Origin of the sequence: Burkholderia sp. 567 (genome assembly GCF_040545115.1) — a bacterium.
Classification (GTDB): Bacteria; Pseudomonadota; Gammaproteobacteria; order Burkholderiales; family Burkholderiaceae; genus Burkholderia; species Burkholderia ambifaria.
In genome coordinates this window covers 231,059-245,330 of record NZ_JBEPLG010000001.1, presented here as the reverse complement: position 1 = coordinate 245,330, position 14,272 = coordinate 231,059, and the positions used below count along the sequence as shown (strand labels likewise).

Annotated in this window: 14 protein-coding genes and 1 pseudogene; 7 read left to right on the top strand and 8 right to left on the bottom strand. The window is 67.4% G+C overall.

Annotation, left to right across the window (positions count from 1 at the left end; genetic code table 11):
• Positions 1 to 11: 11 nt before the first annotated feature.
• The 3 genes from ABIC50_RS01115 to ABIC50_RS01105 all read right to left on the bottom strand — a co-directional run bounded on the left by ABIC50_RS01115 (position 12) and on the right by ABIC50_RS01105 (position 2,714).
• A complete protein-coding gene (locus tag ABIC50_RS01115) occupies positions 12 to 1,076 on the bottom strand; it encodes a glycosyltransferase family 2 protein (RefSeq protein WP_045554944.1) in 1,065 nt (354 codons plus the stop codon).
• Between the two features lie 139 nt (positions 1,077 to 1,215).
• Complete coding sequence (yiaA, locus tag ABIC50_RS01110; RefSeq protein WP_175661450.1) at positions 1,216 to 1,659, bottom strand: inner membrane protein YiaA; 444 nt, start codon at positions 1,657 to 1,659, stop codon at positions 1,216 to 1,218.
• Positions 1,660 to 1,763: 104 nt separating this feature from the next.
• Positions 1,764 to 2,714 (bottom strand): cupin domain-containing protein, encoded by a 951-nt coding sequence (locus tag ABIC50_RS01105; protein ID WP_354161139.1) that lies wholly within the window; start codon positions 2,712 to 2,714, stop codon positions 1,764 to 1,766.
• Positions 2,715 to 2,844: 130 nt separating this feature from the next.
• Between ABIC50_RS01105 and ABIC50_RS01100 the strand changes: the two genes are divergently transcribed.
• The 3 genes from ABIC50_RS01100 to cysC all read left to right on the top strand — a co-directional run bounded on the left by ABIC50_RS01100 (position 2,845) and on the right by cysC (position 5,480).
• Complete coding sequence (locus tag ABIC50_RS01100; RefSeq protein WP_105831886.1) at positions 2,845 to 3,174, top strand: carboxymuconolactone decarboxylase family protein; 330 nt, start codon at positions 2,845 to 2,847, stop codon at positions 3,172 to 3,174.
• Positions 3,175 to 3,331: 157 nt separating this feature from the next.
• A complete protein-coding gene (locus tag ABIC50_RS01095; RefSeq protein ID WP_354161136.1) occupies positions 3,332 to 4,165 on the top strand; it encodes a class II glutamine amidotransferase in 834 nt (277 codons plus the stop codon).
• A 703-nt stretch (positions 4,166 to 4,868) separates the two neighbouring features.
• Entirely contained in the window at positions 4,869 to 5,480 is a 612-nt protein-coding gene (cysC, locus tag ABIC50_RS01090) for an adenylyl-sulfate kinase (RefSeq protein WP_354161133.1), read from the top strand.
• A gap of 75 nt (positions 5,481 to 5,555) precedes the next feature.
• On the opposite strand, the pseudogene ABIC50_RS01085 reads toward cysC, so the two are convergent.
• Positions 5,556 to 5,926, bottom strand: a pseudogene (locus tag ABIC50_RS01085) (GNAT family N-acetyltransferase); the annotation flags it as partial.
• A 122-nt stretch (positions 5,927 to 6,048) separates the two neighbouring features.
• Here ABIC50_RS01085 and ABIC50_RS01080 point away from each other — a divergent pair.
• Positions 6,049 to 6,861 (top strand): mechanosensitive ion channel family protein, encoded by an 813-nt coding sequence (locus ABIC50_RS01080; RefSeq protein WP_011656053.1) that lies wholly within the window; start codon positions 6,049 to 6,051, stop codon positions 6,859 to 6,861.
• Positions 6,862 to 6,930: 69 nt separating this feature from the next.
• Here the strand turns inward: ABIC50_RS01080 and ABIC50_RS01075 are convergent, their stop codons facing one another.
• A complete protein-coding gene (locus tag ABIC50_RS01075; RefSeq protein WP_041491321.1) occupies positions 6,931 to 7,614 on the bottom strand; it encodes a DedA family protein in 684 nt (227 codons plus the stop codon).
• 173 nt (positions 7,615 to 7,787) lie between these two features.
• Here ABIC50_RS01075 and mutL point away from each other — a divergent pair, with 173 nt between their 5' ends.
• On the top strand, positions 7,788 to 9,767 hold the full coding sequence (gene mutL / locus ABIC50_RS01070) for a DNA mismatch repair endonuclease MutL (RefSeq protein ID WP_354161130.1): 1,980 nt from the start codon (positions 7,788 to 7,790) through the stop codon (positions 9,765 to 9,767).
• The gene (gene miaA / locus ABIC50_RS01065; RefSeq protein ID WP_354161127.1) at positions 9,764 to 10,738 is read left to right on the top strand and encodes a tRNA (adenosine(37)-N6)-dimethylallyltransferase MiaA; all 975 of its coding nucleotides are present in this window, start codon (positions 9,764 to 9,766) and stop codon (positions 10,736 to 10,738) included. The genes mutL and miaA overlap by 4 nt, the downstream gene beginning before the upstream one ends.
• An 18-nt stretch (positions 10,739 to 10,756) precedes the next feature.
• Here miaA and tetR read toward each other — a convergent pair whose 3' ends face one another.
• Positions 10,757 to 11,392 (bottom strand): tetracycline resistance transcriptional repressor TetR, encoded by a 636-nt coding sequence (tetR, locus tag ABIC50_RS01060; protein WP_354161124.1) that lies wholly within the window; start codon positions 11,390 to 11,392, stop codon positions 10,757 to 10,759.
• Between the two features lie 62 nt (positions 11,393 to 11,454).
• Here tetR and tet point away from each other — a divergent pair, with 62 nt between their 5' ends.
• A complete protein-coding gene (gene tet / locus ABIC50_RS01055) occupies positions 11,455 to 12,648 on the top strand; it encodes a Tet(A)/Tet(B)/Tet(C) family tetracycline efflux MFS transporter (protein ID WP_354161121.1) in 1,194 nt (397 codons plus the stop codon).
• A gap of 39 nt (positions 12,649 to 12,687) precedes the next feature.
• Here tet and ABIC50_RS01050 read toward each other — a convergent pair whose 3' ends face one another.
• Together ABIC50_RS01050 and purM are read right to left on the bottom strand one after the other, a co-directional pair.
• A complete protein-coding gene (locus ABIC50_RS01050; protein WP_354161119.1) occupies positions 12,688 to 13,083 on the bottom strand; it encodes a YybH family protein in 396 nt (131 codons plus the stop codon).
• Between the two features lie 107 nt (positions 13,084 to 13,190).
• Positions 13,191 to 14,246 (bottom strand): phosphoribosylformylglycinamidine cyclo-ligase, encoded by a 1,056-nt coding sequence (gene purM, locus ABIC50_RS01045; protein WP_175735645.1) that lies wholly within the window; start codon positions 14,244 to 14,246, stop codon positions 13,191 to 13,193.
• Positions 14,247 to 14,272: the final 26 nt, after the last annotated feature.

Sequence of the window (14,272 nt, the reverse complement as noted above, 5' to 3'; positions counted from 1 at the left end):
GCGGCACCGGCTCAGTGACGGTGATAGGAGAGCGCTTCGAGATCGCGCCGCGCCGATGCACGCCCGGCGAGACCGAAACCGCGCGCGAGCGCGCCGAGCGTATCGATGGCAGACGCGGCGATCGTGACGCCCACGGCCGCAAGATAGCGGGCAGCGCCCAGTCGCGGCAACTGCTGGCGATTCAGCGCGCGCAGGCTGTAGCCGAGCCGCATGGCCATCACGCAGAACGGGCCGAGCGGGCCGCTGCGGCCGAGCCACTGCCACCCGCGCGGCAGGTACGCGTTCACGAGATACGGCGTCAGCCCGACGCTGTCCTCGCCGCGCATCCAGCGCAGCTTCAGCGATTCGCGATGCGTGTCCGGCAGCCGATGCTCGGTGTGCGCGGCCGGCGCGAACTCGACGGCCACGCCGGCCGCCTGCATCCGCAGCCCCATCACCTGGCAATGCGCGCGATAGACGCCGTCGAGCGGCTCGTAGCGGAATCGTGCGAATACGTCGCGCCGGAACGCGACGTTGTTCGCGTAGAAATTGCGTGTCGCACCGTCACGCAGCGGGCTCGGGAAATACATGAAATCGATCGACGTCAGCGCGATGCCGAGCACGTTCGGCGCATAGCTGGTGCGCCCCGCCACCGCGGCGGGCGCATCGCCCGCTTCGCGCGCGAACGGTGCGAGCAGGTGCTCGAGCCAGTCGTCGGCCGGCCGGCAATCGGCATCGCCGAACACGACGATGTCGCAGCGGGCCGCGTCGACGTGGTCGAACCCGTCGTTCTTCGCATCGTAGTAGCCGGTGCTCGCGCCGATCTCGACGAAGTCGATCGGGCGGCCGGCCAGCGCGGCGATCTCCGCGCACGCATCGGCCGGCAGGCCGTCGTGCGTGATGATCCATTGCGCGAGTGCCGCGGGCGGTACGGTCTGCTTCGACAGCGCCGATACGAGGCGCTTCAGGCTGTCGACGGCCTGCACGAGCCCCGCGCCGCCGCGCAGGTTGTTCGTCTCCAGCACGAGCGCGGCCTGCGCCGCCACGGCGCGGGCCGCCGCGCGGGCGTGTCGCGTGGCTTCTGTGAAGTCTGGCATCCGGAATATCTCCATCGTCATGCGCACCGGCATGGATGAAACGAATGGGCGGGGAGCCCGCCGCGCATCGGCGAATGCGGGTCGCCCGCGACCGTCGTCGCAAAGCGGGCGGCCTGGAAGGCGCCCGCTTCGCATGCCGTCACTCCTGGACGGACGGCGCCGATTCGGCGTCGGGATAGCGTGGCTTCGCGTTCTGCAGGTCGCGCGTGTTCTTCTGCACGGCCACCGCACCGAACAGCGCGAGCACGAACGACATCGCGTAGAAGCCCTTCTCGCTCAATTGCAGCGTCGCGTTGAAGAGGCCGACGACCAGCAGCGCGATCGCGAGCAACAGCGCAACCCAGCTCAGCCCGTAGTAGATGCCCGTGACGGGAATGCCTTCCGCGCGGTCACGCACGCTCTTCTGCAGCGAGATTGCCGCATAGAGACCGAACACCAGCACGGTGAAGTAGTAGCCCTTCTCGTTGAGCTGCATGCCGGCGTTCCAGAGACCGATCAGGAATGCCGCGAAACCGGCGAGCAGCGCGGCCCACGACGCGGCCACGAACGCGAATGACGGCTGCTGGATGGTGGTCTGGTTCATTGCTTTGCCCTCTCTTTCTTCTTGTTCGAAATCGTTTTTCGTTGAACTGCGTTTCGCGCATGGTAGCAGCTTTGGCGCGTGCCACGACAGCCTCGCTTGCAGTCTTACATGCCGCGCTGCGCCCGCCGCCAGCGCCCCGGCGTCGTGCCGAGCACCGCGCGAAACGCCTTGCCGAACGCCGCCTCCGACTGATAGCCGACCGCCTGCCCGATCTCCGCCTGCCCGCGCTGCGTGTCCTGCAGCAGCGCGCACGCATGCATCATCCGGATCTGCGCGACGAACGCGCCGACGCTCATCCCGGCCTTCTCGCGGAAATGCCGCGCATAGGTCGCGCGCGACATCGCCGACGCCGCGCCGAGCGATTCGACCGTCCACGGTTTCGCCGGCGCCTGCAGCACGGCGTGGACCGACGGTCCGAGCCGCATATCGGCAGCCAGGGCGAGCCAGCCGGCCGGCACGCGCGCATCGCGACCGTACGCGCGCAACGCATAGGCGAGCAGCGCCTGTCCGAGCGCGTTCACGATCGCACGCGCACCCGGCTGCGCATTCGATGCCTCCGCGCGCAGCACGCTCGTCAGCAGTTGCAGCGACGCCAGCCCCGACGACGCCTCTCGCAGCCCGACGTGCAGCACGCGCGGCAGCGTGCGCATCAGCAATTCACCGGCCCCGCGTGCGTAGATGAAGCGTCCGCAAAGCAGGTCGACGCCCGCCTCGCCGTCATCCGCGGGATCGCGGTTCGACTTGACCGGCAGCACCGCGCCGCCTGCCGCGCGCGGTTCGCGCAGTAACGCGACCGACCTGGTGCCGCCCGCGCCTCCATCCGACAAATCGTGCGCGTCGCCCGCGGGCAGCAGCACGAAGTCGCCGTCGACGAGCCGCAGCGTGCGCCCGTCGGCGGTGCGCAACCGGCACGTGCCGGACAGCAGCAGATGAAACGCCGCCTCGCCGGGCGGCAGCGGGTCGTGCGGCATCGCGAACGGGCCGTCGAGCAGGCAGCGCACGTCGAGTTCGACATGGCTGCGGCCCAGCGACAACAGTTGACTCAACGCATCCATGAGACGTTTGCGCTAAAAATTGACACTCTAGCGTATCGAAACCCTCAGTGGGAGCGATCAGAATAGGCGCTGCATCGCCCGAGATCGCGGCATCCGCCGACCGACCCACCACTTCTCGAAAGGACGCATCATGCTGAACTGGAACGAATACCGGAAGGAACTCTCGACGCGCATCGGCGACATCGCCAAGCTGTCGCCCGACACGCTGGCCGGCTACCAGGCGCTGTCCGGCGCGGGCGCCAAGACGGGCCATCTCGACGCGAAGACGCGCGAACTGATCGCGCTCGCGGTGGCTGTCACGACGCGCTGCGACGGCTGTATCGCGGTGCATACGGCCGAAGCCGCGAAGCATGGTGCGACCAAGGAGGAAGTGGCCGAAGCGCTCGGCGTCGCGATCGCGCTGAACGCGGGTGCGGCGCTCGTCTACTCGGCCAGGGTGATGGACGCGCTCGGCGACTGACGCGCAGGGAGCATGAAGGGTGCGGCGCCCGCCGCATCCTTCATGGCTGAGCGGCCGATCGACCGGCGCTGCCGGCCGGCGGGTGCGCGGCGGGCGCGCATAACGGCGCCACGAACTCGGCTACCATGCGCGAAGACGCATCGCGAAGGAGCGCTCCATGTGCCGCTGGCTCGCCTATACGGGCAACCCGATCCATCTCGAGACCGTACTGTTTCGCGCGAAGCATTCGCTGATCGACCAGAGCCTGCATTCGGAACTGGGCGCGACGACCACCAACGGCGACGGCTTCGGTATCGGCTGGTACGGCGACCCCGACGAACTGCCGTTTCGCTACCGCTCCGTGCATCCCGCGTGGAACGACCGCAACCTGCGCGAAGCCGCGCGTGCGATCCGCTCGCGGATGTTCGTCGCGCACATCCGCGCGGCCACCGATACCCCCGTCCAGGAAACCAACTGCCATCCGTTTCGCCACGGCCGCTGGCTGTTCGCGCACAACGGGCTGATCCGCGATTTCCACAAGCTGCGCCGCGACCTGACGATGAAGGTCGACCCGGCGCTGTTCCCGACGCTCGAAGGCTCGACCGACTCCGAGCTGATGTTTCGACTCGCGCTGACCTACGGCCTCGAACAGACGCCGCTGCCCGCGCTCGAGCGGATGGTCGGCATGATCGAGGAAACCGCCGCGCGGTATCGCGTCGCCGAGCCGCTCAACATGACGATCTGCGCGACGGACGGCGACCGGATCATCGCGGTGCGCTACTCGAGCGAACGGCAATCGCGCTCGCTGTTCCACACCACGTCGTTCAAGCACCTGCACGAACTCTATCCGCACAATCCGCGCATCGCCGAAGCGGGCGACGACGCGTTCATGGTCGTGTCGGAGCCGCTCGTCGACCTGCGCGGGGCATGGGAGGAAGTGGCCGAAAGCACGGCGATCGTCGCGCAGGGCGCCGATGTGCAGCAGCGGCCGTTCAATCCGCGGCACACATGATGCGCCATTGGATTCGGTAGCTCGAGCACGTCAAGATGCGCGGCGAACGTCGAACTGAAAAATAACCGGCGAGTCGCGTTGATCGGATGCCGATTGCGGACCTGCGGCTTTTCACCAAGTGTGTGCGATTGTCTTTATGATCAACCGCGCGTCAATATTACCGAACGACTTCGCATTTTCAAAGCGGTCCGAAGTAAATCCGCGCTGTGTGTGGAGGCGAAGGAAATTCGGAACAACGCCTGCAGCAACTCGCCCCCAGTTCTTCAGACGTACCGAAATACAAACTTAATAGCCTTTCCCTCTCACACCGCTCGCGTGGTCAGATTTCACAATTGATATAGCGCGGCCGGGCATCCACGTGAAAGTCGTCGCCATTCATCTGATAAATCAGATGCGGACCAATACCCCGGCTCACTACCCACGCAGCGCGAATGGCGACAAGGCTGGAGGGCAATCAAGAGGGGAGACCTTACTCGGCTTCATTTCAATCTAGCTCGCGTTTTATTTCAAATTATTACCAGCATCCGAATCATTTTCAACAGCGCTATCCGACGACGACACCCATATGCGCATTGCGCTCATTCCCACACAAAGGAAGCAAGTTACAAATCCTGAAAAAGACGTTATAATCGCCCGACAAAACGAGCCGGATATCGACTCAAAATAAAGTAACCCCTCGATTTCCGGCACAATCGGCACCGAGATGACTCACGCTTTTAAGCACCCTCTTCCCATCAAACTGTCGGGCAGTCAATCCGCGCGTTCCGGTATGAAACAGGATAAAGTTTTTGTGGTATGGCTGACTGGAGTCTCCGGTGCCGGTAAATCCACGCTCGCGAATCTACTGAAGCAGCAACTCGATGCGCGCGGGCTCCGCACGTATCTGCTGGATGGCGATACGCTCCGTGACGGGCTGAATCAGGATCTCGGATTTGGCGATGCCGATCGTCGCGAAAATATCCGGCGGACGGCCGAAGTTGCCCGGTTGATGATGGATGCCGGCTTCATCGTGATCGCTGCCCTGATCTCGCCTTTCCGGGACGCGCGCAGTAGAGCTCGCGCGCGCTTTGCGCCCGGCACGTTTATCGAGGTCTTCGTCGACGTTGCGTTGGAGGTAGCGGAGGCGCGCGATCCCAAGGGGCTGTATGTGCTGGCGAGGCAGGGAGCCATCCCGCAATTCACCGGCATCGGCTCCGCCTATGAAAACCCGTTGTCCCCTGAAGTGCACGTGCGGACAGCGGAAACGAGCCCATCGGAATGCATCGCTACGATCATGCAGAAATTGCCCCTGGATACCGACGTCGGTGCGCCGTAAGCCGCCCCCGTTCAACGATCGTCAGCCCAGCATTCCTGCGAGCCGTAATGAGGCGATCGGCCTGCGGAAGTGCGGTCAACTACGGTGCTCGAATCGCATCCTGATCGAATCGAGCCCGCCCGGCAACCGGAGCGATCGAGCGCGATGCCTCGGCACCGCGGTAAAACCAAGTCGTTCGTAAAGGCTGCGCGCGCTCATTGCGGGTCAGCACGTCGAGCACGATGTCGCGACTGCCGTCGTCCGGCAGCGAGCGCATCGCGAAACAACGCGGTAACCACGTCCGTACCCCGCTGGCGCTCGTCGGTCGCGCAATGCGCGACGAGGATCTGCGAACGCTTCGGCGCCGGAATCTTCGTCTCGAGCGCCAGTCCGCGCAGCAACTGGCCGATCGTGCGGCGCACGCCGAAGAAGCGTGCCAGGGCCGACACGAGGTGAAGGTCGTCGAATACGTCGACGAAGCGCTGCAGGTCCGGATCTTCAGCAAAGTTGCCAGAGCAAACCAGCTCGGCTATAAAAGTGCGACCTTTTCCGCGCCGAGTATCCCGTCACCTCTCACCCCGGAGCCCCCATGCCGAACCTGGAAACCGCCCAGCAATTCCTGATGACCCGCGGCCTCGACCTCGGCCTGAACCTCCTCGCCGCAGTCGTCTTGTGGTTCATCGGACGCTGGGCGATTCGCCTCGGCACCCGCCTGCTCGGCAAGGTCGTGCGCCGCAGCGGCAAGGTCGACCCGACGCTCACCGACTACCTGACCTCGGTGGTCGGCGTGCTGCTGACGATCCTGCTGATCCTCGCGATCCTGCAGATCTTCGGCGTTCAGACCACGTCGTTCGCCGCACTGCTCGCCGGCCTCGGCCTCGCGATCGGCACCGCCTGGGGCGGCCTGCTCGCCCACTTCGCCGCCGGCGTGTTCATGCAGGTGCTGCGTCCGTTCAAGATCGGCGACGTGATCAGCGCGGGCGGCGTCACGGGCACGGTGAAGGAACTCGGCCTGTTCGGCACGACGATCATCACCGCCGACAACATCGTCACGATCGTCGGCAACAACAAGATCTTCTCGGACAACATCGCGAATTACAGCGCATCGCCGCATCGCCGCGTCGACCTGACCGCGAAGATCGCCAACAGCGTCGATGCCGTCGACGCGATCAACCGCCTGAAGACGCAGATCCAGGTGATCCCGAACGTGCTGAAGGTGCCGGCGCCGGACGTCGGCGTGCTGCAGTTCACGCCGGAAGGCCCGCTGCTGTTCGTGCGCCCGTCGACGCAGCCGGAGAATTACTGGCAGGTGTACTGCGATACCAACCGCGTGATCCTCGAGACGTTCCGCGACGCGCAATACCCGACGCCCGAAACGCCGCTCGCGCATCGCACTACCTGAACCGCACGGACGAAAAAAAAGCGTGGCGACCGCCACGCTTGTTACTGCGCCGAAGCGAAACGTGCCGGCTCAGCGCCCGCCCGTCTTGCGCGCATCGCCGGAGTGCCGCCCGCGCACCAGCTTCCACAGCGCGCCGAACGCGATCGGCACGATCGCCGCGCCGATCCCCACCAGCACGATCACGTTCAGATACTGGCGGATGAACGGGATATTGCCGAAGAAGTAACCGAGCAGCACCAGCAGCAGCACCCAGACCAGCGCGCCGATCACGTTGAACAGCTGGAAGCGTGCGAAGCTCATCGACGACGCCCCGGCGACGAACGGCGCGAACGTGCGCACGACCGGGATGAAACGCGCGAGCACGATCGTCTTGCCGCCGTGCTTGTCGTAGAACGAGTGGGTCTTCTCCAGCGCCGCGCGGTCGAGGAAGCGCTCGAGCACCGGGATATGGGTATTGAACACCTTCGGCCCGACCCAGCGGCCGATCACATAGTTCAAGGTATTGCCGGCAATCGCCGCGACCAGCAGCAGCACGATCAGCACGACGACGTTCATGTCGCCCGTCGCCCCGAACGCACCGCCGATGAACAGCAGCGAATCGCCGGGCAGGAACGGCAGCACGACGAGCCCCGTCTCGCAGAACACGATCAGGAACAACACCAGATACACCCATGCGCCGTACTGCCGGATGAAGTCGCCGAGGAACGCGTCGATATGCAGGACCAGGTTGACGAAATGAAGCAGCGTATCCAAATGCGATTCCTCGAAGGCGAAAAGGCCGTGGCGGCCGGAAAAAGCGGAAGCGCCCGCCAGACAAGGCGGCGCGCGGAACGGAGCCATCATACCGAAACTACCTTAAGGCTCCGTGAAAAAACGTAACCACCGGCGGCGCCGGCAGGCATCCGCCGCCTCGCTATAATTCCGCCATGTCCGAAATCACCGAAACGGCCGCGGGCGCCGCGCCCGCCGCGCGCCCGCTGCGCGCGATCCAGCCCCTGCCCGACCAGCTGATCAGCCAGATCGCCGCCGGCGAGGTCGTCGAACGCCCGGCGTCGGTCGTCAAGGAGCTGCTCGAGAACGCGATGGATGCCGGCGCGAGCACGCTGCGCATCGTGCTCGAGGAAGGCGGCGTCAAGCGCATCTCGATCACCGACGACGGCTGCGGGATTCCGCCCGACGAACTGCCGCTCGCGCTGATGCGCCACGCGACGAGCAAAATCCGCTCGCTCGAGGAGCTCGAGGCGGTCGCGACGCTGGGTTTTCGCGGCGAAGCGCTCGCGTCGATCGCGTCGGTCGCCGAGATGTCGATCACGAGCCGCACGGCCGACGTCGCCCATGCGACGAAGATCGACGCGACCACCGGCGCGCTGTCGCCGGCCGCCGGTGCGGTCGGCACGACGATCGAGGTGCGCGAGCTGTATTTCAACACGCCCGCGCGCCGCAAGTTCCTGAAAAGCGAGCAGACCGAGTTCGGCCACTGCCTCGAAATGATCCGCCGGGCGGCGCTCGCGCGGCCGGACGTCGCGATCTCGGTGCTGCACAACGGCAAGGCCGTCGAGCACTGGAACGCGACCGAACCCGCGCAGCGCGTCGCGAAGATCCTCGGCGACGGCTTCGCCACCGCGCACCTGCCGCTCGACGAGCAGGCCGGGCCGCTCGCCGTCTACGGCTGCGCGGGCCTGCCGACCGCGAGCCGCGGCCGCGCCGATCAGCAATACTTCTTCGTCAACGGCCGCTTCGTGCGCGACAAGCTGCTCACGCACGCGGTGCGCGCGGCGTATGAAGACGTCCTCCACGGCGACCGCTACCCGTCGTACGTGCTGTTCCTCGACCTGCCGCCCGAATCAGTCGACGTGAACGTGCATCCGTCGAAGATCGAAGTGCGGTTCCGCGATTCGCGCTCGATCCACCAGTACGTGTTCCACGCGGTCCAGCGCGCCCTCGCCCGCCATGCGGGCGCGTCGCCGGAAACCACCGCGGGCGGCCACGCCGCGCAACTGTCGCCGGCGCCGGGCGGCCCCGCGTCGTTCCTGAATACGCCGCTCGGCCTGGGCGCCGCCAGCGGCACCGGCGGCAGCGGCTTCTCGTCGCCGTCGTCATCCTCATCGTCGGCCGGCAACACGTGGATGCGCCAGGCGCGCATGACGCAGGGCACGCTGCCGGTCGCGCAGCCGCTCGCGCTCTACGACGCGCTGTTCGGCCGCAAGGACACGGGCGCCGGCACACCGGACGGCACGACCGTCATCGCGCACGATTCGGCGAGCGCGACGAACACGCCGCCGGGCTTCGTCGCGTCGCCGCTCGCGGCCACCGCGCACGACGAGCAGCCGCTCGGCTTCGCGCTCGGCCAGATCCACGGCATCTACGTGCTCGCGCAGAACGCGCACGGCCTCGTGATCGTCGACATGCATGCGGCGCACGAGCGGATCCTGTACGAACAGTTCAAGAACGCGCTCGCCGACCGCACGATCGCCGTGCAGTCGCTGCTGCTGCCGATCTCGATGACGGCGACGCCGGTCGAGATCGGCACGGTCGAGGAAGAGCGCGACACGCTCGAATCGCTCGGCTTCGACCTCGCGGTGCTGTCGCCGACGACGCTCGCGATCCGCGCGGTGCCCGCGCTGCTGAAGGATGCGGATCTTCAGTCGCTCGCGCGCGCGGTGCTCGCCGACCTGCACGCATTCGGCGGCTCGCGCGTGCTCACCGAGCGCCAGCACGAACTGCTCGGCACGCTCGCCTGCCACCACGCGGTGCGTGCGAACCGGCGCCTGACGCTCGACGAGATGAACGCGCTGCTGCGCCAGATGGAAGCGACCGAACGCGCGGATCAGTGCAATCACGGCCGGCCGACCTGGTATCAGCTCACGCTGAACGATCTCGACCGCCTCTTCATGCGCGGCCAATGAGCGCTTCACCGCAGTCCCGTCCGACGACGATCGCCTGCCTGCTCGGCCCCACCGCGTCGGGCAAGACGGCCGCCGCGCTGGCGCTGGCCGCGCGCCGCCCGATCGAGATCGTCAGTGTCGATTCGGCGCTCGTCTACCGCGACATGGATATCGGCACCGCGAAGCCGACGCGCGACGAACGCGCGCGCGTGCCGCACCATCTGATCGACATCATCGACCCGGCCGATGCGTATTCGGCGGCCGAGTTCCGTGCGGACGCGCTGCGCCTGATCGGCGAGATCGCCGCGCGTGGCCACACGCCGCTGCTCGCGGGCGGCACGATGCTGTACTACAAGGCGCTGACGCAGGGCCTCAACGACCTGCCGACCGCCGATCCGGCCGTACGCGCGGAGCTCGACGCCGACGCCGCGCGCGACGGCTGGCCCGCGCTGCATGCGCGGCTCGCGCAGGTCGACCCGGCGACGGCCGCGCGGCTCGCGCCGAACGATTCGCAGCGGATCCAGCGCGCGCTCGAAGTGTTCCTGCTGAGCGGTCAGCCGATGTCGGTGCTGCTCGCCGCGCCGCGGCGCGCGGACGATGAGGCCGCCGCGTACCGCTTCGTGCCGGTTGCGCTCGAACCGTCGGACCGCGCGGTGCTGCACGCGCGCATCGCGCAACGCTTCGACGCGATGCTCGACGCGGGCTTCATCGACGAGGTCGAACGGCTGCGCCGCCGCGAGGATCTGCATCTCGGCCTGCCGTCGATGCGCTGCGTCGGCTACCGGCAGGCATGGGAATTCCTCGACGGCGACACCGACTACCGGACCATGCGCGACAAGGGCATCTTCGCGACGCGCCAGCTGTGCAAACGGCAGATCACGTGGCTGCGCGCGATGCCCGAGCGGATCGTCGTCGACTGTGTCGCGCCGGATGCGACCGCGCACGCGCTCGACACGCTCGAGCGCGTGCTGGACGACCGCCTGCCGACCTGATCCCGGCGCGGGCGCGGGTCAACCGCCGCGCTGGCGCGCCACCAGACGCGCGCGCGCGCCATCGACGATCAACGCAACGCCACGCTCGAACGCTTCGTCGCCGCCACGTTCGCGCAGCGCGGTCCAGCCCTGCGCGAGGAGCGGATGCTCGGCCGTGTCAGGCAGCGTCGTGTCGGTTTCGCGTTCCGCTTCCGCCTGCTCTTCCAGCACCCACCCGACCACGAAGCGGCCGATGGCGTACATCACGTCGACTGCTTCATCCGGCGCAAAGCCGGCCTCAGCCAGCAGCGCCACCTTCCGTTCGATCGAATCGAAATGCAGCGTGCGCGGCCGCGTACCGGCATGCAGGCGCGCGCCGTCGCGATAGGCGAGCAGCGCGCGACGGAAACCGCGCGCATTCTCGAGAAGCCACGCATCCCATGTGTCGCCCGGCCGCGGCAGCGACGCGCCGTGGCGCTCGAGCATGATCGCCTCGGCCATCGCGTCGAGCAGTTCGGCCTTGTTGCGGAAGTGCCAGTACAGCGTCGGCGACTGCACGCCGAGCCGCTCCGCGAGCCGCCGCGTCGACAGCCCGTCGATACCGACCTCGTTCAGCAGATCGAGCGCCGCGCGCATCACCGTGTCGCGCGTGAGCCGCGCACCCGTGTCCTTCATCTCTATCACCGATAGGGAAACTATGGAATAATCGTCACTCTATCACCGATAGAGTGCTCGCCTTGAATCCGTCCCTGATTGCCATCCTCGCCACGGTATTGCTCGACGCGATCGGCGTCGGGATCGTGATGCCGATTCTGCCCGGGCTGCTGCGCACGCTCGCCGGTGCCGGCAGCACCGACACCCACTATGGGATCCTGCTCGCGCTGTACGCGTTCGCCCAGTTCCTGTGCGCGCCGCTGCTCGGCACGCTGAGCGACCGCTTCGGCCGCCGGCCCGTGCTGCTCGCGTCGCTTGCCGGCGCCGCGCTCGACTATTTGCTGATGGCGCTCGCGCCGACGCTGATCTGGCTTTACGTCGGGCGGCTGATCGCCGGCATCACCGGCGCGAACGTCGCGGTCGCGACCGCGTACGTGACCGACGTCACGGCCGAACCCGACCGCGCACGGCGCTTCGGCCAGCTCGGCGCGATGATGGGCGTCGGCTTCATAGCGGGCCCGCTGATCGGCGGGTTGTTCGGCGCGCTGCACCTGCGCGCGCCGTTCGTCGCGGCCGCGCTGCTCAATGCGCTGAACCTCGCGCTCGTATGGCGCGCGCTGCCGGAATCGCGTCCGCGCGCGGCCCGGGAAAGTCGCGGGCTCGCCACGCTCAACCCGTTCGCCGGCCTGCGCCGGCTGAGCGGCGCGCCGGCGCTCGTGCCGCTGATCGGCATCTACGTGATCGTCGCGCTGGTGTCGCAGGCGCCCGCGACGCTGTGGATTCTGTACGGCCAGGAGCATTTCGGCTGGTCCACGCCGGTCGCCGGGCTGTCACTCGCCGGCTACGGCGCGTGCCACGCGCTCGCGCAGGCCTTCGCGATCGGGCCGCTGATCACTCGGCTCGGCGAGCGCCGCGCACTCGCGCTGGGCCTCGCGGGCGACGCGCTCGGGCTGGTGGTGATCGCGTTCGCGACGGCCGCATGGGTGCCGTTCGCGCTGCTGCCGCTGTTCGCGGCGGGCGGCATGACGCTGCCGGCGTTGCAGGCGATGCTCGCGCGTCAGGTCGACGATGCCCGACAGGGCGAACTGCAGGGCACGCTCGCGAGCGTGGCGAGCCTGATCGGCGTCGCCGGGCCGCTTGTTGTCACGACAACCTACGCGGCCACCCGCGGCACGTGGCCGGGGCTCGTATGGGCCGCGGCGGCGCTGCTCTATCTGCTGGTGCCGCCGTTGCTGGCGGGCGCGCGCCCGACGCGCGCCCCGCGGCCGTCCACGTGACCGGCGGCCGGCGGCCCGGAAGCGCTCACGCCACCTCGCTCAGGGCGCGGGCGTCACGAGATTCGCGTCGCGCGTGAGCTGCCAGCGGCCGTCCGACTTGCGGAAGATCGTCAGCGTATGGCCGGAGCGGCGCACGGTATCGCCGCCCGGCGGCGTCACGTCGATCTCGATGAAATTACGCAGGTACGCCCAGTCGCCCATCACGCGCAGTTCGTCGATCCGGTAGCGGCCATCAACCTTCGGCCCGTTGGCGGCCGCCGCATTCGCGTCGCGCGACGCGGCCGCGAACGCCGCCTTGTCGAACGGCGGCTTGCCGGCCACCATGAAAATCGCGTCGGCGGCGATCAGGTCGAGCACGGTCGCCAGATCGCCGCGCCGGCTCGACACGAACCAGGTTTCCACCAGCTCGCGAATCGCGCGTTCGTCTTCGGTCATCGTCGTTCCTCCTTCGGGGGCGCGTCGAGATGCCGGCCCGCGCCAGAAAAAAAGCCGCCCGGATCAACTCCGGGCGGCTTTCGTTGCTGCATCCTGCGTGCGGTGCGTCAGACCACGACCGTCTGCGCCTCGCCTTCGCGGCTCGCACGCACGGTGCCGATCTTCCACACCTGTTCGCCGGCGGCCGTCAGGTCTGCGATCGCCGCGTCGGCATCCGCCGCCGACACGATCACCGCCATGCCGATCCCGCAGTTGAACACGCGGTGCATTTCCGCATCGGCGACGCCGCCGTGCTCCTGCAGCCACTTGAACAGCGGCGGCAGCGGCCATGCGTTCTGGTCGAGCTCGGCGGTAAGGCCTTCGCGCAGCACGCGCGGAATGTTCTCGACGAGTCCGCCACCGGTGATGTGGGCCATGCCCTTCACCGGCAGCTTCTGCATCAGCGCGAGCAGCGGCTTCACGTAGATGCGCGTCGGCGCCATCAGCGTGTCGGCCAGCGAGCGGCCGTGGAAATCGGCCGACAGGTCGGGGTTCGCGCGCTCGATGATCTTGCGCACGAGCGAGAAGCCGTTCGAGTGGATGCCGCTCGATGCGAGGCCGAGCACCACGTCGCCTGCGGCGATCGTGCTGCCGTCGATGATCTTGCTCTTCTCGACCGCGCCGACCGCGAAGCCGGCCAGGTCGTATTCGCCGTCCGGGTACATGCCCGGCATTTCGGCCGTCTCGCCGCCGATCAGCGCGCAGCCCGACAGTTCGCAGCCGTGCGCGATGCCCTTGACGACCGTGGCGGCCGTGTCGACGTCGAGCTTGCCGCACGCGAAGTAGTCGAGGAAGAACAGCGGCTCGGCGCCCTGCACGAGGATGTCGTTCACGCTCATCGCGACGAGATCCTGGCCGACGGTGTCGTGTTTGTTCAGATGAAACGCCAGCTTGAGCTTGGTGCCCACACCGTCGGTGCCCGACACGAGCACGGGCTCCTTGTACTTCTTCGGCACTTCGAACAGCGCGCCGAACCCGCCGATGCCGCCGAGCACGCCGTCGCGCAGGGTTTTCTTCGCAAAAGGCTTGATCTTGTCGATGAGCGCGTCGCCAGCGTCGATGTCGACGCCTGCGTCGCGGTAGGACAGACCCTGAGCGTCGGGAGCGGATTTCGGAGGATTCATGGGGGAATGCGAGAAGGTCGGTAAAA